Below are 21675 nucleotides of genomic sequence, written 5' to 3'. Positions count from 1 at the left end.
CAAAGATCTGACATGCTCTCTTCACATTGCCGCAACAGTGCGACATGAAGATCGACGGGACAGCCGACACCGGGGGAGAGGAACGCATGTGACGGCCTACCTGGCCCGGAGGCTCGGCTACTACGCGGTACTGCTGGTCGTCGCCGTCGCCCTCTCCTACGTCCTCGCCTCCCTCGCCCTGGACCCGCGCGCCTACTTCGCGGACCGCCGCCCCGTGCCGCCGCCCGGCGCCGTCAACGCGCAGCTCACCGCGCTGGGCATGAACGACCACAGCGCCCTCGTCGTGCGGTTGTGGCACTGGTTCGCGGGCGCACTCCACGGCGACCTCGGCCGCACCATCGACGACACGTCCGTCTCGGCCGAACTCGGACGCCGACTCGGCGTCAGTCTGCGCCTGTTGATCGTGGGCACGGTCCTCGGTACGGTCATCGGCATCCTGGCGGGGGCGTGGACGGCGGTGCGCCAGTACCGGCCGTCGGACCGCGCCGTCACCCTCGTCTCGTTCGTGCTGCTGTCGCTGCCCACGTTCCTGCTGGCCGTCCTGCTCAAGATCGGGGCGATCAAGCTGAACGCCGCCCTCGGCACCGACCTGATCCAGTTCACCGGCGAGAAGGACCCCGACCTGCAGGGCGGGTTCCTCGCGATCGTCCGCGACCGCGGTGTGCACCTGCTGCTTCCCACGCTCTCCATCGGGCTCGTCACTGCCGCCTCGTACAGCCGTTACCAGCGCAACACCATGCTCGACGTCCTGGGCGCCGACTACCTGCGCACCGCGCGCGCCAAGGGCCTCAGCCGCCGCGCCGCCCTGCTCAGACACGGGCTGCGCACCGCGCTGATCCCGATGTCGACGTACTTCTCGTACGGATTCCTCGCCCTGTTCACCGGGGCCACGTTCACCGAGATCATCTTCGGCTGGCACGGGATGGGCGAGTGGCTCGTCGAGTCCATCGACAAGAACGACGTGAACTCCGTGGTCGCGGTGTCCACCTTCGCCGCGGTCGTCGTGCTGCTCTCGGGCTTCCTGGCCGACGTCCTGCACGCGGCGCTCGATCCCCGCGTCCGCGCCTGAGAAGGAGACCGAGGCCATGACAGCAGAGATCACCGCGGCGGCCGCCGACGACGTGCTCGACGCGCCGGTGGCCACCGCCGCGCTGCCCGGCAGGGGCCGACTGGTGCTGCGCCGCTTCCTCGGCCGCCGCAGCGCCGTCGCCGGGGTCGTGGTGGTGGCGCTGCTGTTCGCCCTCGCCTTCGCCGGGCCGCACCTCACGCAGTGGGACTACTCCGCCATCGACTACACCGCCCTGCGTCAACCACCCTCGTCCGCGCACTGGTTCGGCACCAACAGGATCGGCCAGGACGTGTTCGCCCAGACGGTGCGGGGCCTGCAGAAGTCACTGCTCATCGGCCTCGTCGTCGGGTGCCTGTCCACCTCGGTGGCGGCGGGCGTCGGAGCCTGCGCGGGCTACTTCGGCGGCCTGGCCGATCGCGCTCTGATGTTCCTCGTGGACCTGCTGCTGGTCTTCCCGAGCTTCCTGGTCATCGCGATCGTGGCACCGCGGCTCAGGGCGGCCGGCTGGCTCGCCTTCGTCGGCCTGCTCGCCCTGTTCGCCTGGATGGTGACGGCCCGGGTCGTCCGCTCGATGACCCGGTCGCTGCGTGAGCGCGAATTCGTGCGCGCGGCCCGCTACATGGGGGTGCGTCCGCTGCGGATCATCCTGCGGCACATCCTCCCGAATGTCGCCTCCTTCCTGATCATCGACGCGACCATCTCGGTGGGAGGCGCCGTGATGACCGAGACCGCCCTGTCGTACTTCGGGTTCGGTGTGCAGCCTCCCGACGTGTCGCTCGGCACGCTCATCGCATCCGGCACGAGCGCCGCGGTCACCTATCCCTGGATGTTCTTCTTCGCCTCCGGGCTGCTCGTGGTCTTCGTGCTCGCCGTCAACCTCATCGGGGACGGGCTGCGGGACGCGTTCGACCCGACCTCGCGAAAGGGCCGTTCATGACCCCGGTGCTCCAGGTACGCGACCTCGCCGTCGACTTCGGCGACGTGCCCGCCGTGCGCGGCGTCGGCTTCGACCTCTCGCGCGGCGAAGTCCTCGGCATCGTGGGGGAGTCGGGGTCGGGCAAGTCCGCCACCGCCCTCGCCGTGCTCGGCCTGCTGCCCCGCTCGGCACGGGTGGGGGGTTCGGTCCTGCTGGACGGCACCGAACTGCTCGGGGCCCCCGAGCGGACGCTCGACTCCCTGCGGGGGAACCGGATCGCGATGGTCTTCCAGGACCCGCTGTCCGCCTTCACCCCGGTCTACCGGATAGGCGACCAGATCACCGAAGCGATCAGGGCCCACCAGGACGTGTCCAAGGACGCGGCCCGCCGGCGTGCCGTGGAGCTCCTCGACCTGGTCGGCATACCGGAACCGCGCGTACGGGCGGAGGCGTTCCCGCACGAGTTCTCCGGGGGCATGCGCCAGCGGGCCATGATCGCGATGGCCGTCGCCAACGACCCCGACGTCATCCTCGCCGACGAGCCCACGACGGCCCTCGACGTCACCATCCAGGCGCAGATCCTCGACGTGCTGCGCACCGCGCAGCGAGAGACCGGCGCGGCGATGGTCCTCGTCAGCCACGACCTCGGCGTCATCGCGGGCACGGCGGACCGGGTCGCGGTCATGTACGCGGGCCGCATCGTGGAGACCGCCCCCGTCGACGACCTCTTCGCCCGGCCCGTCATGCCGTACACCCTGGGGCTGATCGGCGCCGTCCCCCGGCTCGACGGGGCCACTCCGGCCGCCGGACCCGGCGGGGGCCCGGGCCCAGAGGGAGGCCCCGGCGACGGGTCGGAGGCGATCCGGTCAGCGGAGCCCGGGAGCCCCGGGCCCGTCCCCGTACCGATTCCGGGTGCCCCGCCCGTCCTCGTACCGATTCCGGGGACCCCGCCGGCCATGGACGCGCTGCCCCCCGGCTGCCCGTTCGCCCCGCGCTGCCCGCTGGCCGAGGACGTGTGCCGGGAAGCCGAGCCCGCCCTGTCCGCTGCGGTGGTCCCGTCGCACCTGGCGGCCTGCGTACGGTCCGACGAGATCGCCGCACGGCGGCTCGGGCCCACGGACGTCTTCCCGGTGCCCGAGCCCGCTTCGGCGCCGGCGTCCACCCGCGAGGAGGCGCAGGCGGGACCCGCTCTGCGGGTGCGGGGCCTCGTCCGCTCGTTCCCGCTGTACAAGGGAACCGTATTCAAGCGGCGCACCGGCACGGTGCACGCGGTCGACGGGGTCGAACTCGACATCCGCCGGGGCGAGACGCTCGGACTCGTCGGCGAGTCGGGATCCGGTAAGTCGACCACCCTGTACGAGATCCTGGGACTCCAGGCGCCGGAGCGCGGCGAGGTGGAGATCCTGGGCGTGTCCACGTCCCGCCTCGCACGACGGGAGGCCCAGCGGCTGCGCGGACAGGTCCAGATCGTCTTCCAGGATCCGCTCGCCGGCCTCGACCCCCGGATGCCCGTCGGCGAGATCGTCGCCGAGCCGCTGCGCGCCCAGGGAGCCGACCGCGCCGCCATCGCGCGCCGCATCCCCGGCCTGCTGCGTCTCGTCGGCCTCGATGCGGCGCATGCCGACCGGTTCCCCCATGAGTTCTCCGGCGGCCAGCGCCAACGCATCTGCATCGCAAGGGCGTTGTCCGTCGAACCGCGGCTTCTCGTCCTCGACGAACCGGTGTCGGCGCTCGACGTCTCGATCCAGGCCGGCATCCTCAACCTGCTCCAGGCACTCAAGCACCAGCTGGGCCTCGCGTACCTCTTCGTCTCCCACGACCTGTCCGTGGTCCGGCACATCGCCGACCGGGTGAGTGTGATGTATCTCGGCAGGACCGTCGAGGCGGGCTCCGTGGCCGAGGTCTTCACGGCGCCGCGCCACCCGTACACCCAGGCACTGCTGTCGGCGGTCCCGCTGCCCGACCCGCCCCGTGAACGGGCCAGGGAGCGCATCCTCCTCGCGGGTGACCCGCCCAGTCCCACACGCCGCGAGGACGGATGCCGCTTCCGGGGGCGGTGCCCCGTCTTCGCCGGCCTGGGGCGGGAGGAAGCGCACCGCTGTGAGAGCGTCGTCCCGCCGCTGCTCTCCCACGGCGCCGACCATGTCGCGGCCTGCCACTACCCGCGCGTCCGCGAAGTGGTGTGACGGGCGTGCCTGTTCAGCGTGCCCGGCGCCCTGGGGGCGCGGTACTCGGGACACCTCACCGACCGATGGGGCCCGCGTGCCGTCAACGCCCTGTCCATCGCGTCGGCGCTGCTCGCCTTCACCGTGTTCGCCCTGGCCGGCCAGTCACTGATCGCTCTGGTGATCGGCTGCAATCTTCTCGGTTACGGGACGACCAGCGGCCAGATCGCCAACCAGGCACGCATCCTGGCCGTGCGACCGGAGATCAGGGCGAGGCTCAACACGGTCTACATCTTCTGCGTCTTCGCCGGAGGCGCTGCCGGATCCGCCGTCGCCGGGGCGCTGTTCTCCGCCTTCGGATGGGCCGGCGTCGTGAGCAGCGGCCTCGGCTTCCTCTCGCTGGCGGGCATCACCCTGGCATCGCACGCCCTGCGGTTCCGTCGTACGGCCGTCCCTACGACGGGTACCGGGAGCCTTCTCCTCATGGACGTTCAGGACGAGGCCCGCGGCGCCCCGCCGGGCAGCCGGCCATGAAACGCGGGAAAGGCGCACGGTCCTACGCCGTCGCGCGGCGGAGTTCTTCGACATCGAGGCCGCGGTCCATCCCGTGGGAGATCACGTTCTGCCCGGGCTCCAGACGCAGGCGCTCGCCGTCGAGTGTGACCTCTACCTTGTCCGGTTCGAAGGAGACGTGGCCGGAGACCCGCTCCACTTCCGGATACGCGTCCTCGTACGACCACGCGGCCCCGGGTGTCCCGCCGATCGCGAAGTAGTCGGCCAGTCCCTTGTACGGGCAGAACGTCCGGCCCTCGACGGGCTGGAGCGCACCCTCGTCCACGTCCGCCCTCGGCACGTACCAGCGGGGCGCGAAGCCGGACTCGTACAACACCAGTGGGTGCTGTGACCTGGCCACGACCCGGTCGCCATCGCGCACGACGAGTTCGCGGGACGTCGATCGGATGTCGATCCGGTGGTAGGCGTCGGCCGCGTGGCCGAGGATACGGTCGTCCTCCTCGTAGAACGCGTCCATGGCGCGCCAGGCGAAGGCCACCCGCCCCTCGAACTCCCGGGCAAAATCCGGTGGTTCGGTGTGCCGCCAGGCCGCACGCTCGGTCTCCGTGTCCCCGCCGCGCACGGTGTACCAGGCTGTGGGTCCGAGCTCGCGGTGGCGGGTCGTGCGCTCTGTGCTCAGCAGTGCCCCGTCCGCGACGTCCTTGAGGGGGAAGTACGCCACCGGGTAGCGGCCGGGCTCGTGCAGCAGCACGACGTCCTCACTGTCGGCCACCCAGTCGCCGGCGAACCTCGCCCGCATGCGGCGGCGCAGGGGCTCTGCGAACAGGACTCTCTGCGGGAGTGGTTCGGGCGTCAGGAACCTGCCCGCCGCATGGGCGGCCAGTGGACCCTGCTGCCATGCCAGACCCATGGCGTTCCCTTCTTTCCCCGTCCGGCGGACGCCGTCCACGTCACATCCCGCCCACGGCGAGGGCCGGGGACGCAGGGCAATCCTCCCTTCGACGCTAGGGGCATGCGGGAGCACCCGCAATGCCGGACGTGCGCGAAACGTGGCCGGCCAAACACGGTGGCGGGGCGCGGGGTTCTGCCCCTGCCCGGCCAGTGTGCTGACGGTGTGCGTGGTGTCCGGGGTTCCAGGCCGCACACCACACCGGCCCGCCGCACGGCCGCCCCGGAGGTGGGCGGGATGGTCAGGTCCGCTCCAGCGACCGGAACTTCCATGATCAGGAGGAAGGCGCTGGAGGTCGGCGGCTCCTAGAGTGGGAAACGGGGGGGAGAAAGGGCATCCAGCACGTGGCTGTGTCACTTGAGAACCGGATCGTTGTCCGTGTGATCGGTCGTGGCAGTGGCAGTGGCAGTGGCAGTGGCAGTGGTTGGGTTGGCGATGGCGGCGGGCTTTGCCGTGGCGCCCGGCCGTCACCCTCGCGGCGCCCGCGTGGTGCCTGGAAGGTAGGACGTGAACGGGGCACCGGAAGCGCGCGGGGAGGCGGATCACGACGACGCGGGCATCCAGCTGTCGGCCGCTTGCGCCGGGCAGGTCGACGACGTGGTGTCCAGGCGAAGCGGCGTCCAGGTGCTCGGGCGGATCAGTGTGTACGTGGTCCCGCAGGGCGCCAGTGGCACCGGCATCCGGGACTCCGTGGGTGAAGAGGGCAGACGCGGGTACTTCGAGAAACTGCGGGCGAAGAATCCCGGCAGGCGGACCGGCGCCGTCGACGACATGGTGGTGGCGGGCCCGCTCGTGACGACCGACCCCGCGCCGAGCGGTGTGACGGTTCGGGCCGGCGGCGGGGAGTCCCGCATCTGAGGCCCCGGTCCAGCCCCGTCGGCCGACGGCAGCGGCCCGAAGGAGCGAACGCGATGACAACGCCGTCGTCAAGGAGCGCGGGAACGTCCGAAGGACGTCCCGCGGCAGAGGAGGACCGTCCACACCGGGATGGGGAAGTCCCGCCTGGCCGGGTCGCCGATCGCGCGAGGTTTCCGGGCGCCGAGGAGCGGGCGAACGGTCCTCGGGGTCCGGCCGGGGAGCGCCGGGCGGTGCCGGTCCGCCGGATCGCTTCGTACCGGTTCCGGAGTCAACGACGCGTGCACCAGGTGGAGTTTGCCCCGCTGGGAGGCAGCCGCGCCGCCAAAGGGCCTTTTGGCGGCGATGTTCCCGGAGGCCGGTCCGGCTCGGGTGAAGCGGGGGCGGGTGCGGCAGGGGGGGGCGAGGTGGCCGGAGCGGTATGCCACGTGCCACGAGGGCGCCCGGTGGACCGCTGGGCGCGATGTGCCGGCCCTTTTCCATGCTAACCATCTATGAGAGTTTGACTGGTTACCCAGGTCATGGTTGAGTATAACCGTCAAAACAAATTTAAGGAGTTAGTTATGGCAACCGTTCACCACCGGTACGCGACCGTGCAGGGCCAGCAGCTCTTCTACCGGGAGGCCGGGCCCACGGACGCCCCTGCCGTGGTGCTGCTGCACGGCTTCCCCACCAGCTCGTACATGTTCCGCAACCTCATCCCGGTGCTCGCGGAGCGGTACCACGTCATCGCCCCCGACCACCTCGGCTACGGATTCTCCGACGCCCCGGGCGTCGACGAGTTCGACTACACCTTCGACGCGCTGACGGGGTTGACCAAGGGGCTGCTCGACCAGATCGGGGTCACCCGGTACGCCCTCTACGTGCAGGATTACGGTGCCCCCATCGGCTGGCGCCTCGCCCTGAACAACCCCGGCGCGGTCACCGCGGTCATCACCCAGAGCGGCAACGCCTACGACGACGGCTTCGTGGAGAGCTTCTGGAAGACGATCTGGGACTACCAGCGCGAGCAGAGCCCGGAGGCCGAGAGTGCCATCCGCGGCGCGCTCACCCTCGACGTCACCAAGTGGCAGTACGTCACCGGGGTCCCGGACGAGACCGTCGTGAGCCCCGACACGTGGCACCACGACTACCAGCTGATCTCCCGCCCGGGCAACGACGAGATCCAGCTCAAGCTCTTCCTCGACTACGCGACCAACTCGCCGCAGTACCCGGCGCTGCACGAATACTTCCGGGACGCGCGGCCCCCGCTGCTCGCCGTCTGGGGCAAGGGCGACCCCATCTTCGGCCCCGCTGGAGCGGAGGCCTTCGCCCGCGATCTGCCCGACGCGGAGATCCACCTGCTCGAAGGCGGCCACTTCCTGCTGGAGAGTGCCTTCGACGAGGCGGCGGAGCTCATCACCGGCTTCCTGGGCCGGGCGTTGAAGTCCTGACGGGCGCAGGACGGGCGAAGGCCCCAATGCTCCGGTGGCACACGGCATTCCGGCTGCTTCCGAGGGGAGCGGCAGAGCGGTTCGAGAAGGGGAGAGACACGACATGAGCACCGACGACACCACGGCCCCCACGGCGCCCGTGGTGCTTGCCCACGGAGCGTGGGCCGACGGATCGAGCTGGAGCCGGGTCATCGGCCTCCTCCGGGACAGGGGCGTACGGGCCCGTGCCGCTCCCCTTCCGCTGACCTCGCTCGACGACGACGTCGCGGCCCTCGACCGGCTACTCGACCGGGTGGCGGAACCCGCACTCGTCGTGGGGCACGCCTACGCGGGCGCCGTCATCGGGTCGGCCCGGCCCGACAAGGTCAGCGGCCTCCTCTACGTGGCGGCTCTCGCACCCGACGAGGGCGAGACGGTGGCCGACGTCTTCTACCGGGGAGAGCCGCACCCGGACGCACCCGAGCTCACTCCGGACGCGGCGGGTCTCGTCTGGCTGCCGGACATGGCCTTCGCCGACGCGTTCGCGCAGAACGCCACGCCCGAGGACCACACGTGGCTGGCCTCCGTCCAGCGTCCGATCGCCGTCGGGTGCATCACGACTCCGGTCGGAGCGCCCCTCTGGCGGACCAGGCCGTCCTGGTACTTCGTGGCCGAACAGGACCGCATGATCCCGCCCGGAACCCAGCGGTTCATGGCAGAGCGCATGCACGCGTCCATCAGGTCCATGAACACCGACCACGCCCCCCTGATCAGCGCGGCCGGGCTCGTGACGGACGTGATCATGGACGCGCTCCAGCAGACGGCGCTCGTGCACTGAAGCCGCCGGGAAGCGGCCGGCCCTCCCGGTTCCGGCGCCGTGAGCGGGAGGGCGGCGCCGCTCCGGCAGGACACCGGACGCGCCGACCGGCAACCCGCGGCACCGAGAGAAGAGGCAGGAAGATGAATCCGACCCCCGATGACCGGACCGCCCTCCATGACGTGATCGTGGTCGGCGCGGGGCCGGTCGGCCAGACCCTGGTGGAGCGCGCGCGTGCCGCAGGCCTGTCCGTCGCCATGGTCGAACGCGAACTCGTCGGTGGCGAGTGCTCGTACTGGGCCTGCGTCCCGAGCAAGGCGCTGCTGCGGCCGGTCGTCGCGGTGGCCGACACACAACGGGTCGAAGGGGCGAGGGCGGCCGTGACCGGGAGGGTCGACCCGCAGGGCGCGTTCGCCCGCCGGGACCGTGTCGTCACCAACTGGGACGACGCCGGGCAGGCCGACTCCATGACCGGTCTCGGCGCGGCTCTGGTGCGCGGCCATGGGCGGCTCGCCGGCGAGCGCCGCGTCACGGTCGACCGGCCGGGCGGCGAGCGGGTGACGCTGGAGGCACGGCACGCCGTGGTCCTGTGCACCGGCAGTGCCGCCTCCCTGCCGGACCTGCCGGGCATCGAGGAGGCACGCGCCTGGAACAACCGGCGGGCCACCGACTCCGAGGACGTACCGGGAAGGCTCGCCGTGGTGGGCGGGGGCGGGGTCGCCGTGGAGATGGCCAGTGCCTGGCAGGGGCTGGGCGCCCAGGTCACTCTGCTCGTACGCGGGAGCGGTGTCCTGCCGCGCATGGAGCCGTTCGTCGGCGAAGAGGTCGCCCGGGGACTGGCCGAGTCGGGCGTGGACGTGCGCACGGCAACCTCCGTGACGTCCCTGAGCAGGCCCGATCCGGCGGGGCCCGTCACCCTGCGCCTCGACACCGGCGGTGAACTGGAGGCGGACGAGGTCCTGTTCGCCACCGGCAGGGCGCCGGGCACCGATGACCTCGGACTCGACACGGCGGGTCTCGCACCCGGCTCCTGGCTGGATGTGGATGGGACCTGTCGCGTACGCGGGGTCGACGGCGGCTGGCTGTACGCGGCCGGGGATGTCAACCACCACGCCCTGCTCACCCATCAGGGCAAGTACCAGGCGCGGATAGCGGGCGAGGCCATCGGCGCCCGCGCGCGGGGGCTGTCGCTCGACGAGGAGCCGTGGGGCGACCACGCGACCACCGCGGACACGCAAGCGGTACCGCAGGTCTTCTTCTGTGACCCCGAGGCCGCGGCCGTGGGGCTGACCGCGGCACAGGCCCAGCAGACCGGCCACCGGACCAAGGTGGTCGACGTGGACATGGGCGAGGTGCAGGGGGCCTTCCTCTACGCCGACGGCTACCGCGGGCACGCCAGGATGGTGGTCGACCTCGACCACGAGTACCTGCTCGGTGTCACGTTCGTGGGCCCGGGCGTCGCGGAACTCCTGCACTCGGCGACGGTGGCCGTGGCGGGACGCATCACGATGGACCGGCTCTGGCACGCGGTGCCCTGCTTCCCGACCATCAGCGAGGTCTGGCTGCACCTGATGAAGGCGTACCGGGGCTGAGCGTCGCGAGCCGTCCCCGGGCACGGCGCACTGCCGTACTCGACGTACTGCCGGGGGTGGGGCGTTGCCCGGATCGATGTACTGCCGGCCGGCCGCCGCGACGCCGGCGAAGGCGTACGGGGTACGGGTTGCGGGCGCCCGTGCGCGCGACACCCGCCGGGTGCCGGAGTGGGCCGTCCCGAGCTGCGGCAACAGGTCCCCGCGGCCGGACGGAACAACCGCAGGACAGCCCGTCGGGACGTCGGTCGGACCCTGAGTCACGGCCACCGCGACCCGGGTACCGGCCTCAGTGTCAGACCCGGTGGTTATGTTCGAGGTGGCGGTGCGCAGAGGTCGGGCGACCGATCTCGCGTACGCCTCTTCCCTGTTGGACGCTCCACGACAAGGACCGCGCTTCATCATGAGTCTTCCCCCGACAGACGACAGCACCCCGCTCGTCCGCACCGACTTCTCCGACGAGGAGGCGTGGCGCGCGCTGCTCACGGCCGTCACGACACCGAACGAGGACGATTTCCTCGCCAATCTGCAGATCGTCGATGATCCCGATCACCGCGACCTGACATCGGAGCAGGTCGCCGGGCTCGCCGGCCCGGATCTCTTCCTCATCGTGGCGGACAGGACAGCCCTCACCGCCCCCGGGAGGCCGCTGCTCGTCCTCTACCGCGACGAGGACGAAAGCCACGAACTTCGGGTCATAGCCGAAGAACTGTGGTCGATCGAGAACAACATCTCCCTTGCCAACATGGACTGGGACGATTTCGCGAGCTCGGCGGACGAGGACGGGGTCTTCCGGGGCTTCTGATCCCGGGCGGACGAGGCCGCACTCGCGCGCCGTGGATCACGCCGGGCGGGACCGCCCGAAGGTGTGCATCCGGCCGGGGCCCGTTCCCGCCCACGCGGGGACGGGCCCCGGTGGCCCCGTCCGGCGTGCGCCTCCCGGTGGGTCGCTTGCGCGACCGCCGGGACGAGCGGGCCAGTGTCCTTCGACCTCACTTCGACCTCACTCGCCGGTGCGGTCCTCCCAGGCGTCGAGCGATGCGGCGAGCTTCCTCAGAGACCGCTGGAGGACCGAGGCCTCCTCCTCGGACAGGCCGGCCGCCGCGTGGATCGCGTACGGGATGTCGTTCGCGCTCTCCCGGAGGCCGGCGCCCTGGGCGGTCGTCCGCACGATCACAGAGCGCTCGTCGGCGGCACTGCGGGTCCGCGACACGAGGCCCGCCGCCTCCATCCGCTTGAGCAGGGGCGACAAGGTGCCAGAGTCCAGCCTGAGGAGCTGCCCGAGGCGCTTGACCGGCAGCTCGCCGTGCTCCCACAGGGCGACCATGACGAGGTACTGGGGGTAGGTGAGCCCCGTGTCGCGCAGTACCCGCCGGTACACGTCCCCGAAGGCCCGGGAGGTGTTCTGCAGATCGAAACAGAGGTGCAGGTCGAGGCGGAGGAAGTCCGCCCCGGCCGCTGTGGGTGTCGTGCGCGCGTCATCGGACATGTGGCGATTGTACTACCGAATTGTGCACAATCCACTTGCCCGGCGAAGGCCCGGGGGGCACGTCACTTCACGGTGGCGCGGGCCGCCTGCTCGATCACCTCGGTGACGACTGCGGGGTGCGAGACGGACACCGCGTGGGAGGACTTCACCACGGTGACGTGGGCGTGGGCGCGCCGCGCCATGAACTTCTGCGCGGCCGGGGGGATGTTGAGGTCCTGGGTCGTGATGATGTCCCAGCTGGGCGTGGTCTTCCAGGCGGCCGATGTGGCCTTCTCGTCGAGGGCCGCCTGCGTGATGGGGCGCTGGGTGGCCGCCATCAGAGCCGCCTGGTCCGCGGGAACGTCGGCCGCGAACTGGTGGTGGAACGACCCCGCCTTGATGGAGAGGTCGGTTCCCCGCGTCCCGTCGGGCAGCGTGTACGTGACCGGGTCGAGGGCATCTCCGAGGGTGCTGCCGGGGAACTTCGCGGACAGTTCGCCCGCGCTCTCCCCCGGGGCGGGGAGGAAGGCCGCCGCATACACGAGCGCTTTGACCTTGGGGTCGTTCGTCGCGGCCTCGCTGATGACGGAACCCCGTAGGAGTGGCCCACCAGCACGACGGGGCCCTGTACGTGGTCCACGACGCCCCGCAGGTAGGCCGCGTCGGTGGCGACCGAGCGCAGCGGGTCGGCCGGTGCGATCACCTGGTATCCGTCACCCCGCAGCCGCTCGATCACGCCGTTCCAGCTGGACGCGTCAGCGAAGGCGCCATGCTCCAGCACGATCGTCGGCTTCGGCCCGCCGACGTGGGAGTCCGTGGCGGACGCGGTGCTGCCGAAGGCGAGGACCCCGGCGGCGGTCAGGGCGAGGGCGCCCACACTCGCGGCCGTTCCTCGGCGCAGGGAACTGGAGCGCTTCAGCGATGCGACGTTCATCGTGCATTCCTTCCGGCGATGGCTGGCGGGCGGTCAGATCGCGACCCGCCCACGTGGTTGCGGTCATGAATGTAGCCTGCAATTCAATTGTGCGCAACGGATGTCATCGCTCCGTAAGAACCCGCTGTCCTGCCGCGACAACGCGGGCGAGCCCGGGGCCCCGGCCGACCACCTGGGGTGGGTGCGCGCCGGAGGCCCCGGCCGAACGCCGGGAGGGAGCGCCCGCCGACTCCCGCCTGTTCTCGCGCGAAGATGCCGGGCACGTGGTGAACTGCCCGGAACATTAAGGGTGTTCGGTCAGGGCAGTTCACCAGCAGGTCACCAGGAGGACGGAGCGGGACGGGTCCGGCTGCGGAGCGCCACGAAGGCGCGTCCGGCGTGGTCCCAGGTCTCCCGCCCCGCCCAGTCACCGGCCGTGCCGGCGTGACGCAGCAGGGCCCGGGTACCGAGCCGGGCCCAGGGGAAGGCTTCGCCCTCCGCCGTTCGGGAGCGGCCGGTGTCGAAGCGGACCTCCAGGCGTTCGTCGATGTCGCGGGCCGCCACCTCGACGACCAGCAGCCCGCCGGGAACCAGGATCTCCGCCGCGCGGGCGAGCAGCGTCGCGGGATCTCCCCCGATGCCGATGTTGCCGTCGACGAGCAGGGCGGTGTTCCACCGGCCTTCGCGCGGCACGGGGTCGAACACCGACCGCACGAGTGCGGGTCCGCCCTGTCGCACGGTCCTGCGCACGGCCGCCCGGTTGACGTCGATGCCGAGTGTCCTGTGCCCCGCGAGGGCCAGCGCGATGACGAACCGGCCCGGACCGCAGCCGATGTCCAGCACCGCGCCCTCACAGCGCCCGACGACGGTGCGGTCGGCCGCGTCCGGTGTGCCGCACCAGCGTTCCACACCGAGAGGCAGTCGTTCCCCGTCCGTGCCTTTCAGGAACAGCGGACCGTGGCCGGAAGTCAGGGCGTGGGTGTACGGGTCGGCGCGCCACTCCGATGGGACGGCGTGCGGCGCTGCCTCGGTGCTGGTGCTGGTGCCGGCGCCGGCACCGGCACCGGTGGTGGACGGGCTCGCGGGGGAGTGTCCCGCCGGGGGCGGAACGGTGTGTCCGGCCCCGGTCGCGAAGCCCCTGGCCGCGGCGGTGCCGGTGCCCGGGTGACTCATCGGGCACCGACTCCCGCCAACTCGCGCAAGACGGCGGCGAACCGGCTGCCCGGTGCGTCCGCCGCGACCAGCCGTGCGTCGTGGGCCGTGTCCACGTCGCGCAGTTCGGGCAGGTCCCGGACGGCGAGACCGGCGTCGGTGAGCCGTGCCCGCTGGAGAGCGCCAGTGTCCGCAGTGGACATCGGTACGCCGGTCAGGAGCGCGGGATCGGGGTCGGTGAGGCCCAGGCACCAGAATCCCCCGTCTGCCGCGGGGCCGAACCAGGCCGTGTCCGGGCGCAGGCTCCCCGGGTCGAGAGCAGGCCGCAGGAGCCGCGCCGTGACCTGCGGGGTGTCCATGCCGATGAGGAGAGCGGGACCGTCGCAGAGGGCGAAGGCCCCCGCGATGCGCCGGTCGAGCCCGCCGGTCACCTGGGGGAACACCTCGATCCCCGGGGGCAGCCAGGGCCCCGGCTCTCCGTCGAGGACGAGGATCCTGCGGCTCGCGCCCGCGTCGAGCACGGTGTGCAGGGTGTCGGTGAGGGCGGCTTCGGCGAGCCGCGCGGCCTCACCGGGTGTGTAGGGCGGCGAGAGGCGCGTCTTGACGCGGCCGGGAACCGGTTCCTTGGCGATGACGAGAAGGGTGGTCATCGCACATCCGTTCCGTGCGAGGGGCGGGGGCGGGTCTGCGCGGTCTGCGCGGAATCCAGGGCGCCCGCGGCTTCCGCACTGCCCACGGGATCCGCGGTGCGGACGGGGTCCCCGGCGGAATCGGGCTCTCCCGTGGCGACGCGGCCTCCATCGCTCACGCGCTCGCCGGCGGTCAGGGGGTCCGCGATACGGACGGGGTCCGTGGTGCCCACGGGCGCCGCCGGCGCGGTGAGGACACCGCGCATGTCGCGTACCGCGTGCCAGGTGCCGCGCCAGGTGCCGGTCACCTTGGATTTGCCCTTCCTCGGCAGGTACGGCACGTCCCGCTCCTCGACCCGCCAGCCGGCGTCGGCTGCCTTCACCACCATCTCCAGCGGGTAGCCGCTGCGCCGGTCGCTCAGGCCGAGGCCGAGGAGCGCGGCCCGGCGCGCGGCGCGCAACGGCCCCAGGTCGTGCAGGTCGAGGCCGGTCCTGGTGCGCGTCATACGGGCCAGCGCGAGGTTGCCTGCTCTCGCGTGCGCCGGCCAGACACCGAATCGCTGGGGCCTGCGCCGTCCGAGGACGAGGTCGGCCCGGCCCTCCGCGAGGCGTTCGACGAAGCCGGTGAGCAGGCCGGGGTCGAGTGAGGCGTCACAGTCGCAGAAGCAGACGAACTCGGCGTCGGCGGCGAGGAGACCGGCATGGCAGGCGGCACCGAATCCGCGCCGCGCCTCGTGGACGACCGTGGCGCCGAGCGCCGCGGCGATGGCGGCCGATCCGTCCGAGGAGCCGTTGTCGACGACGATGGCCCGCCATCCGGGGGGCATGCGTTCGAGCACCCAGGGCAGGGCGCGGGCCTCGTCGAGACAGGGGAGTACGACGTCTGCCGTCGTGGCGGTCAAAGCAGTCACGTCCATGGAGTCGAAAGGGGGGAGGGGGAACCAGCGGGGCCGTCGCAACGGGAGGAGTGGACGGGCGCCGGTCAGGGCCGGTTTCCGGCAGTGGCAGTGGCAGAGGCGATGGGAGTGGAAGTGGCAGAGGCCGGGGCGGCCGGGGTGGCCGGTGCGACCGTAGGGCGGTGCGCCGGGTGCGCCGTCCGCTGTGCCGCGTGTGCGAACTCGTGGACGCCTGCCGCGAACGGGACTTCGGGCCGCCAGCCCAGTTCGGTGCGCAGCCGGGTGGAGGACGCGGTGATGTGGCGTACGTCGCCGAGCCGGTACTCACCGGTGACCACGGGATCCGGACCGCCGTGTGCGTCGGAGAGTGTGCGGGCCATCTCGCCGACGGTGTGCGGTGCCCCGCTGCCCGCGTTGTAGGCACGGAACGAGCCCTGCGGGCGGCCTGCCAGGGCCGTCAGGGCGAGGACGTTGGCCGCGGCGATGTCCCGCACGTGGACGAAGTCGCGACGCTGGCCGCCGTCCTCGAACACGCGGGGGGCCTCCCCCCTGGCCAGGGACGAACGGAAGAACGACGCCACCCCCGCGTAGGGTGTGTCGCGCGGCATGCCCGGCCCGTAGACGTTGTGGTAGCGCAGGGCGATCGCCCTGCCTCCCACCGCGCGTGCCCATGATCCGGCCAGGTGCTCCTGGGCGAGCTTGCTCGCCGCGTACACGTTGCGCGGATCCGTCGCCGCGTCCTCCCCGACGAGTCCGGGGGCGAGGTCCTCGCCGCAGTGCGGACAGCGTAGTTCGAACCGGCCCTCGGCCAGGTCCCGTTCGGCGCGGGGCCCGGGGGCGACTCGTCCGTGGCGGGCGCAGTCGTAGCGTCCTTCGCCGTAGACCACCATCGATCCGGCCAGCACCAGGCCGCGCACCGGGCCCTGGGCCATGGCGGCCAGCAGGACGGCCGTGCCCAGGTCGTTGCACGCGACATAGGCGGGGGCGTCGGCGAAGTCCTTGCCGAGTCCCACCATGGCCGCCTGGTGGCACACCACGTCCACACCGCGCAGGGCTCCGGCCACCGTCGCCGCGTCGCGTACGTCCCCCTGGATCCAGGTGGTGCCCGGGACGGGGTCGGCCGGCGCCGGGTGCGCCGAGGCCAGCAGCGCATCGAGGACGACCACGTCGTGGTCCGCGGCGAGCAGGGCCCGGGCGATGTGCGATCCGATGAAGCCGGCTCCGCCGGTCAGCAGTACTCGCATGTCAGTGCTCCTTCGTGGGGATACGTGTGCGAGGGCGGCTCCGCCATCGGGCCAGCGCGAACCAGAGGGCGGACGCGCCGAACAACGCGGCGGTGATCAGCAGCCAGCGCCCGAGGAAGACGGTGCCGGACAGGTGCGTCGACACGGCGTAGTGGGGGGAGTCCCCGAGGATGAGGGGCCAGTAGACGAGGAGCAGCAACAGTGACACGAAGGCGGGCACGCGCAGGTGATTCACCGCCGTTCGTGGTGTCGTCCGCGACCCGCGGGCCGCGAGGCCGAGGAGGCGGCTGACGATCCAGTCGGCACCTGCGTACAACGGCACCAGGACGAGGTCGTGCAGCACGGCCGCCCCGACGAACCACACCGCGATGGACAGCCAGTCGTCCGTGAGCCACCGCAACGCCGCGTACCCGCAGACGGCGAACGACGCGAGCAGGATGACCAGGTGCGGGGGTGACGCGCCGTAGAGCCGCCGGAACCGCGCGCCGGCGCGCCGCGCCGCTGTGCCCGCGTCCGTCCCGCCCGACCGGCGCCGCGCCGGCGAGAGGTTCCTCATGCGCGGGCCCCCTGAGCCGTGGCACCGAAGGTGAGCCGGCGGACCCATTTGGTGTTCATCACACCGGGTGCGTCCGGAACGATGATGCGGGCCGGACGGCCGTGGTCGTGCGACAGCACCGCGCCGTTGACCCGCAGCGCGAGCAGCGACCGTGGATCGCGGACCTGGTTGCCGCGCAGCGCGACGGCCCGGAAGGAGCCCGTGAGCTGGGCCGACTCGACGAACACACCGGGCACGTCGTCGTCGTAGCCCGCCATCCGGGCCAGGTCGACGAGGCGTACCCCCTCCCAGTGCTGATTCTCCGTCGACCAGCCCTCCACACAGGCGATGGGCAGCGCAGAACGGTATTGGGGCAGGCGGCGTATCTCGTCCAGCGTCAGGGTGAGTTGCCGGCCGGGTCCCTCGACGACGAGACGCCAGCCCTCGCCGACGTCCGGGCCGTGGATGCCGGCGGCCAGGTAACTCTTGTTCACCGGGAACCCGTTGGGCCCGTCGCCGACCGCTCTGCCGTGGGGCGCGAGGAGGGCGGTACGGCGCAGCGGCCCACCGATGCTCTGCCCGGCCGTGACGACGAACAGGGCCAGGGAACCGAGTCCCACCATGCCGAGCGCGCCGCGCCGTGACAGGGTCGGCTCGGACGGGTGGGCGGCGACGAGCCCGCTCTGGTCCCGCGGCTCGGGACGTGTACGGGCGGTGTTCGTGCGCAGTTCCGCCCGGAAGTCCCGGCTGCGCAGGGCCCGTAGGGTGCGTGGCAGGCGCAGGGCGACATGGGCGGACACCGCGCCGACGAACACCCAGGCGCCGTAGAAGTGCAACGGGTAGAACGAACCGGGGAACAGGTAGTCGAGCTGGACGTTGAGCACGCCGGTCAGGAACTCGAACAGGCCGCCGCCCACCAGCAGCAGCAAGGACAGCCGGTCCAGCGCGTGTCCCGCCGACCGCAGCGGCGGGATGGTGAACAGCTTGGGCACGACGGACCACAACTTCGCCAGCAGCACCGGCACGAGCACCACACCGAGCGTCACGTGTACGCCCTGAGTGAGGCGGTACAGCCAGTACGGGTCCGTCGGCCACGAGAAGAGGTAGAAACCCAGCAGCCCCTTGTCCGGGGTCTTGTCGTTGACGGCCGCGAGACCGGGGTTGTATGCCGCGTACGAGAGCAATCCAGTGACGAAGAGCACCGGAATGCCGACAAGCAGCACCACTCCGAATACGGACGTCAGCCACGGGCCGCGCAGAGGACTTCGCCACGGGCTTGCCGGAAGGCCACTGGAAACTTTCATGACGCCGGACTGTAGACCACATCCAGGGAACGTCATCCGGTCCGAGACATGACGAAAATATGACCTCAACAGGGTACCGCTGCCCCGTGACGCCTTCTGAAATCGGGTAATTGTGCAGATCCGAGGCGGGCGTGAGGAATTATCAGGTCACTGCGTAAGACATCGCGACGCGGTGAGGCTGATAAGGGGGGATGCCCTGGTCACGTCCGTCCTGTGCCCGGAAATGGCCCGCGAAGGCCAGGGAACCCGACCCCGGCCGGACTTCTTACGGAAGTATGACGCGCCCCGGTCCGCTGGCCGATCCGGACCGGATTCCTCCCTGATGAGCTCCTGGATTCGCTCCCCGAAGCGGTCCCGGATCTCGGCCCTTGTCCGACTCTCCCCGAACGCGTGGCGGCACGTCATCAAGGATGTGACGAAAGAATGACGCCATGGGCGTTCGGCCGACCATGGAACCGTTCCTGGCGCGCATGCGAACGGCCTGCTCAGGAGCGTGTGCCCCGCGTATTTCGCACGCACGGGTAAGATTACGGCGAACGGGGACGCGAATAACGCCGTTCTCCTGCGCTACTGGGAGCCGGGGACCTCCGTGGCGCCCGTGCTCCGCATTCGAGCCGGGAGGCCGTTCTAGGGTGGCGCCCGTGAGCGTCTCCTTCTCCCGTCCTCCCACCGATCCCGCCTCGAAGGCCGTCATGGCCGTCCGGCCGGACACCCGGCGCCGTGACATCGTGGCGGCGGCCGTCGGGGTTCTCCTCTTCGCCGCTGTCGCCGTGGCGGGCGGTGTCATCGAGCGGTCCAGCGGCACACTGAACGTCTCGTGGCCACCCCTTCTCGCCGACTGGATGCCCCACGTCGGCCCCGGGACCCCGGCCGCCGTCGCCGTCGCCGTGCTGGTCGTCACGTACGGGCCCACGGCCGCCGAAGTGCTCTCCTGGCGGCTCACTCTCGCGGCGACTTGGGCGAGCGCCATGGCGTGGACGTTCTCCCTCGCCCTCGTCGACGGCTGGCAGCGCGGCATCGCCGGACGTCTGACGACCCGTCACGAATACGTGTCCGCGATTCCGCGGTTCGACGACCTGTGGCCCGCCCTGCACACTTTCTCGCAGCACATCGTGGGCGGACGGCCCGGCTACTGGCCGGCGCACGTGGCGGGTCACCCGCCAGGTGCCGTGCTGACCTTCGTCCTCCTGGACCGGATGGGCCTGGGGGGCGGGGGATGGGCCGGGGTGTTCTGCGTGGTCACCGGCAGTTCGGTGGCCGTTGCGGCGCTCATCGCCCTGCGCGCCCTCGGGACGGAGGCCACCGCGCGGACCGCTGCGCCCTTCCTCGTCCTGACCCCGGCCGCCATCTGGGTGGGTGCGTCCGGTGACGGGTACTTCGCGAGTGTCGCCGCCTGGGCGCTCGCCCTGCTGGCGCTCGCCGCCACGCGGCGCGTGCGGCGACCCGCCGCGGCGGCGATCGGCAGCGGCCTCCTTTTCGGTCTCGCGGTCCACGTCTCGTACGGACTCACACTGATCGCGCTGCCGGGTCTCGCGGTGCTGTGGTGTGCGCGGACCCTGCGGCCGCTTCCGTACGTGCTGGGTGCGGCGGCCGGGGTGGCCGGGCTCTTCGTGGCGGTGGGGTTTCGCTGGTGGGACGCGTACCCGCTGCTGGTCGTGCGGTACTACCAGGGCGTGGGCGGTGTACGCCCTTACTCCTACTGGCTGTTCGGTGACCTGGGGACCGTGGTGGCGAGCGCGGGTCTCGCCTCCGTGGCGGGCATCGGGCGGCTCCTGCGGTTCCCGCTGCGGGACAACCGGGCCGTGGTCCTGCTCGGCTGCGCGTTCCTGCTGGCCATCGTGGCCGCCGACGTCTCGGGGATGAGCAAGGCCGAGACCGAGCGGATCTGGCTGCCCTTCACCCTGTGGCTGCCCGCGACGGCGGTGCTGCTGCCGCGCGCGGACCGCCGGATGTGGCTGGCCGCGCAGGCTGTCGTCGCCCTGCTGATCAACCACCTCCTTCTGACCGGCTGGTGACGGCGCACAGTGGCGGCGTCGGGATCCGGCGCGGGAGGAGGAGCCATCTGCGGACCGCCCTCGGCGGTCGGGACACACCCGTAGGACGGAGGCCGTCCGCCGCTGCCGGACACACCGGCCCACAGGCCCACCTTTCACCGGTTCGGCTGATGCCCCGGCCCGGTGCGCGGTCGTTTCACCGTGCGGGGCGCCGGCGGTGGCACCTGGTCAGGTACTCCGGGCCGGCGCCCGGCGGCACCCGATTCAGCCCTTGATCAGACAGAGGAGAACACCATGACCGTGACACTGGGCCTGCTGGTACGTCTGGAGGCCAAGCCGGGGAAGGAACAGGCGCTTGCCGAGTTCCTCGCGGCGGGCCGGGAACTCGCCGTCGCCGAGGAGCAGACCGTCACCTGGTACGCCTGCCGGCTGAGCGAACGCGAGTTCGCGATCTTCGACACGTTCGCCGCCGAGGAGGGACGCCGAGCACACCTCGAAGGGGAGATCGCCAAGGCACTGGGCAATGTGGCGGGGGACCTCCTCGTGCGCGCCCCGGAGATCACTCCCGTCGACGTCCTGGCCGCCAAGTAACCCGAGGCTCCCGGCTGGAGGGGCGGCCCAGGCGGGGCGCTTCCCGGCCGGACCTCCTCGCCCGGCCGGTCACGGCCCTTAGAGAGGGGGGGAGGAAGCCGGGAGCGGGGGTCCGGGCCGGTGCGCGCTGGCCCGGGAAGTCGCCCCTCCACGCCGAGACCGGGGGAGACCGCGGGCGCTGCCCCCAATCGCGAACGGACGCTTTCCCGATGGCGCCGGGAGATCCCGCGCCGGGCCCCGGCCATCCGGACCCCTGGGCGACGCACCGTCGCTGACGGATGACCGGCTATGACTGAGGCAGAGGCAGAGGCAGAGGCAGAGGCAGAGGCAGAGGCAGAGGCAGAGGCAGACCCGGAGTCGGAGCCGGAGCCGGAGCTTGAGGGCGGCGGCCGGGGCTCGGAGTCGAGTGCGGCCTGAATGACCGGGGTTGGAAGGGTCCGCCCGGATGCGCGCGCGGACCGAAGGTCGTCCGCTTCCGGGCCGGACTGCTTGACCTCCGGTCGTTTGCGCCGGGTTGCCGCCCTTTCTGCTGCATGGACACAATCGCGAGCAATTACCTGTGGCCTCGGTCACAATCATGCGCGCCGTGATTTACGGCGCGCCCGCCGGGCATGATCGCGCCGCAACCTTCCTCACCCATGAACCGCCGCGAAGCAATGCGACA

The 21675-nt window shown here is 71.6% G+C and carries 19 protein-coding genes and 2 pseudogenes; 12 read left to right on the top strand and 9 right to left on the bottom strand.

Going from position 1 to position 21675, the window contains the following annotated elements; all coding sequences use genetic code 11:
- The first annotated feature begins 88 nt into the window (after positions 1-88).
- From OG310_RS04020 to OG310_RS04005, 4 genes are read left to right on the top strand one after another with little or no spacing between them, the layout of a single operon-like run.
- Entirely contained in the window at positions 89-1069 is a 981-nt protein-coding gene (locus OG310_RS04020; protein WP_329454489.1) for an ABC transporter permease, read from the top strand.
- 16 nt (positions 1070-1085) lie between these two features.
- The gene (locus OG310_RS04015; protein ID WP_329454488.1) at positions 1086-2006 is read left to right on the top strand and encodes an ABC transporter permease; all 921 of its coding nucleotides are present in this window, start codon (positions 1086-1088) and stop codon (positions 2004-2006) included.
- Positions 2003-4171: an ABC transporter ATP-binding protein gene (locus OG310_RS04010; RefSeq protein ID WP_329454487.1), complete on the top strand. Its 2169-nt coding sequence runs from the start codon at positions 2003-2005 to the stop codon at positions 4169-4171. The genes OG310_RS04015 and OG310_RS04010 overlap by 4 nt, the downstream gene beginning before the upstream one ends.
- 18 nt (positions 4172-4189) lie before the next feature.
- On the top strand, positions 4190-4684 hold the full coding sequence (locus OG310_RS04005) for a hypothetical protein (RefSeq protein WP_329454486.1): 495 nt from the start codon (positions 4190-4192) through the stop codon (positions 4682-4684).
- 22 nt (positions 4685-4706) lie between these two features.
- Here OG310_RS04005 and OG310_RS04000 read toward each other — a convergent pair whose 3' ends face one another.
- Entirely contained in the window at positions 4707-5573 is an 867-nt protein-coding gene (locus tag OG310_RS04000; protein ID WP_329454485.1) for a DUF427 domain-containing protein, read from the bottom strand.
- A 546-nt stretch (positions 5574-6119) separates the two neighbouring features.
- On the opposite strand from OG310_RS04000, the gene OG310_RS03995 reads away from it, so the two are divergent.
- From OG310_RS03995 to OG310_RS03975, 5 genes are all read left to right on the top strand, one after another.
- Complete coding sequence (locus tag OG310_RS03995; protein WP_329454484.1) at positions 6120-6470, top strand: hypothetical protein; 351 nt, start codon at positions 6120-6122, stop codon at positions 6468-6470.
- A gap of 560 nt (positions 6471-7030) precedes the next feature.
- A complete protein-coding gene (locus OG310_RS03990; RefSeq protein ID WP_329454483.1) occupies positions 7031-7900 on the top strand; it encodes an alpha/beta fold hydrolase in 870 nt (289 codons plus the stop codon).
- 103 nt (positions 7901-8003) lie between these two features.
- Entirely contained in the window at positions 8004-8717 is a 714-nt protein-coding gene (locus OG310_RS03985; RefSeq protein ID WP_329454482.1) for an alpha/beta fold hydrolase, read from the top strand.
- A 122-nt stretch (positions 8718-8839) separates the two neighbouring features.
- Entirely contained in the window at positions 8840-10288 is a 1449-nt protein-coding gene (locus OG310_RS03980) for a dihydrolipoyl dehydrogenase family protein (RefSeq protein WP_329454481.1), read from the top strand.
- 400 nt (positions 10289-10688) lie between these two features.
- Entirely contained in the window at positions 10689-11090 is a 402-nt protein-coding gene (locus OG310_RS03975; protein ID WP_329454480.1) for a DUF6924 domain-containing protein, read from the top strand.
- A gap of 198 nt (positions 11091-11288) precedes the next feature.
- Here OG310_RS03975 and OG310_RS03970 read toward each other — a convergent pair whose 3' ends face one another.
- The 8 genes and pseudogenes from OG310_RS03970 to OG310_RS03935 all read right to left on the bottom strand — a co-directional run bounded on the left by OG310_RS03970 (position 11289) and on the right by OG310_RS03935 (position 18426).
- Positions 11289-11774, bottom strand: coding sequence for a MarR family winged helix-turn-helix transcriptional regulator (locus OG310_RS03970; RefSeq protein ID WP_329454479.1), 486 nt, complete (start codon positions 11772-11774; stop codon positions 11289-11291).
- 62 nt (positions 11775-11836) lie between these two features.
- Positions 11837-12687: pseudogene (locus tag OG310_RS03965) on the bottom strand (alpha/beta fold hydrolase).
- A gap of 318 nt (positions 12688-13005) precedes the next feature.
- Positions 13006-13839: a class I SAM-dependent methyltransferase gene (locus OG310_RS03960; RefSeq protein ID WP_329454478.1), complete on the bottom strand. Its 834-nt coding sequence runs from the start codon at positions 13837-13839 to the stop codon at positions 13006-13008.
- On the bottom strand, positions 13836-14468 hold the full coding sequence (locus OG310_RS03955; RefSeq protein WP_329454477.1) for a TIGR04282 family arsenosugar biosynthesis glycosyltransferase: 633 nt from the start codon (positions 14466-14468) through the stop codon (positions 13836-13838). Before OG310_RS03955 ends, OG310_RS03960 begins: the two co-directional genes overlap by 4 nt.
- A 218-nt stretch (positions 14469-14686) precedes the next feature.
- A pseudogene (locus tag OG310_RS03950) lies at positions 14687-15364 on the bottom strand (glycosyltransferase family 2 protein); the annotation flags it as partial.
- Between the two features lie 65 nt (positions 15365-15429).
- On the bottom strand, positions 15430-16587 hold the full coding sequence (locus OG310_RS03945) for an NAD-dependent epimerase/dehydratase family protein (RefSeq protein WP_329454476.1): 1158 nt from the start codon (positions 16585-16587) through the stop codon (positions 15430-15432).
- Between the two features lies 1 nt (position 16588).
- Positions 16589-17143, bottom strand: coding sequence for a hypothetical protein (locus tag OG310_RS03940; protein WP_329454475.1), 555 nt, complete (start codon positions 17141-17143; stop codon positions 16589-16591).
- Positions 17140-18426, bottom strand: a complete 1287-nt coding sequence (locus OG310_RS03935; protein ID WP_329454474.1) for a molybdopterin-dependent oxidoreductase — start codon at positions 18424-18426, stop codon at positions 17140-17142. Before OG310_RS03935 ends, OG310_RS03940 begins: the two co-directional genes overlap by 4 nt.
- A 692-nt stretch (positions 18427-19118) precedes the next feature.
- Between OG310_RS03935 and OG310_RS03930 the strand changes: the two genes are divergently transcribed.
- From OG310_RS03930 to OG310_RS03920, 3 genes are all read left to right on the top strand, one after another.
- Complete coding sequence (locus tag OG310_RS03930; RefSeq protein ID WP_329460013.1) at positions 19119-20441, top strand: hypothetical protein; 1323 nt, start codon at positions 19119-19121, stop codon at positions 20439-20441.
- Positions 20442-20714: 273 nt separating this feature from the next.
- Entirely contained in the window at positions 20715-21011 is a 297-nt protein-coding gene (locus OG310_RS03925; RefSeq protein ID WP_329454473.1) for a putative quinol monooxygenase, read from the top strand.
- A 288-nt stretch (positions 21012-21299) separates the two neighbouring features.
- On the top strand, positions 21300-21428 hold the full coding sequence (locus OG310_RS03920) for a hypothetical protein (RefSeq protein WP_329454472.1): 129 nt from the start codon (positions 21300-21302) through the stop codon (positions 21426-21428).
- The last annotated feature ends 247 nt before the right edge of the window (positions 21429-21675 follow it).

It is taken from the genome of Streptomyces sp. NBC_01497 (genome assembly GCF_036250695.1).
GTDB lineage: Bacteria > Actinomycetota > Actinomycetes > Streptomycetales > Streptomycetaceae > Streptomyces.
This window is presented reverse-complemented; position numbering and strand designations above follow the sequence as displayed.

Coding starts and splice junctions, on each gene's coding strand:
- OG310_RS04000 (WP_329454485.1), bottom strand. CDS start 5,573: ATGGGTCTGGCATGGCAGCAGGGTCCACTGGCCGCCCATGCGGCGGGC.
- OG310_RS03930 (WP_329460013.1), top strand. CDS start 19,119: ATGGCCGTCCGGCCGGACACCCGGCGCCGTGACATCGTGGCGGCGGCC.
- OG310_RS04010 (WP_329454487.1), top strand. CDS start 2,003: ATGACCCCGGTGCTCCAGGTACGCGACCTCGCCGTCGACTTCGGCGAC.
- OG310_RS03945 (WP_329454476.1), bottom strand. CDS start 16,587: ATGCGAGTACTGCTGACCGGCGGAGCCGGCTTCATCGGATCGCACATC.
- OG310_RS03960 (WP_329454478.1), bottom strand. CDS start 13,839: ATGAGTCACCCGGGCACCGGCACCGCCGCGGCCAGGGGCTTCGCGACC.
- OG310_RS03940 (WP_329454475.1), bottom strand. CDS start 17,143: ATGAGGAACCTCTCGCCGGCGCGGCGCCGGTCGGGCGGGACGGACGCG.
- OG310_RS04015 (WP_329454488.1), top strand. CDS start 1,086: ATGACAGCAGAGATCACCGCGGCGGCCGCCGACGACGTGCTCGACGCG.
- OG310_RS03985 (WP_329454482.1), top strand. CDS start 8,004: ATGAGCACCGACGACACCACGGCCCCCACGGCGCCCGTGGTGCTTGCC.
- OG310_RS03975 (WP_329454480.1), top strand. CDS start 10,689: ATGAGTCTTCCCCCGACAGACGACAGCACCCCGCTCGTCCGCACCGAC.
- OG310_RS03925 (WP_329454473.1), top strand. CDS start 20,715: ATGACCGTGACACTGGGCCTGCTGGTACGTCTGGAGGCCAAGCCGGGG.
- OG310_RS03980 (WP_329454481.1), top strand. CDS start 8,840: ATGAATCCGACCCCCGATGACCGGACCGCCCTCCATGACGTGATCGTG.
- OG310_RS03970 (WP_329454479.1), bottom strand. CDS start 11,774: ATGTCCGATGACGCGCGCACGACACCCACAGCGGCCGGGGCGGACTTC.
- OG310_RS03920 (WP_329454472.1), top strand. CDS start 21,300: ATGACTGAGGCAGAGGCAGAGGCAGAGGCAGAGGCAGAGGCAGAGGCA.
- OG310_RS03935 (WP_329454474.1), bottom strand. CDS start 18,426: ATGAAAGTTTCCAGTGGCCTTCCGGCAAGCCCGTGGCGAAGTCCTCTG.
- OG310_RS03955 (WP_329454477.1), bottom strand. CDS start 14,468: ATGACCACCCTTCTCGTCATCGCCAAGGAACCGGTTCCCGGCCGCGTC.
- OG310_RS03990 (WP_329454483.1), top strand. CDS start 7,031: ATGGCAACCGTTCACCACCGGTACGCGACCGTGCAGGGCCAGCAGCTC.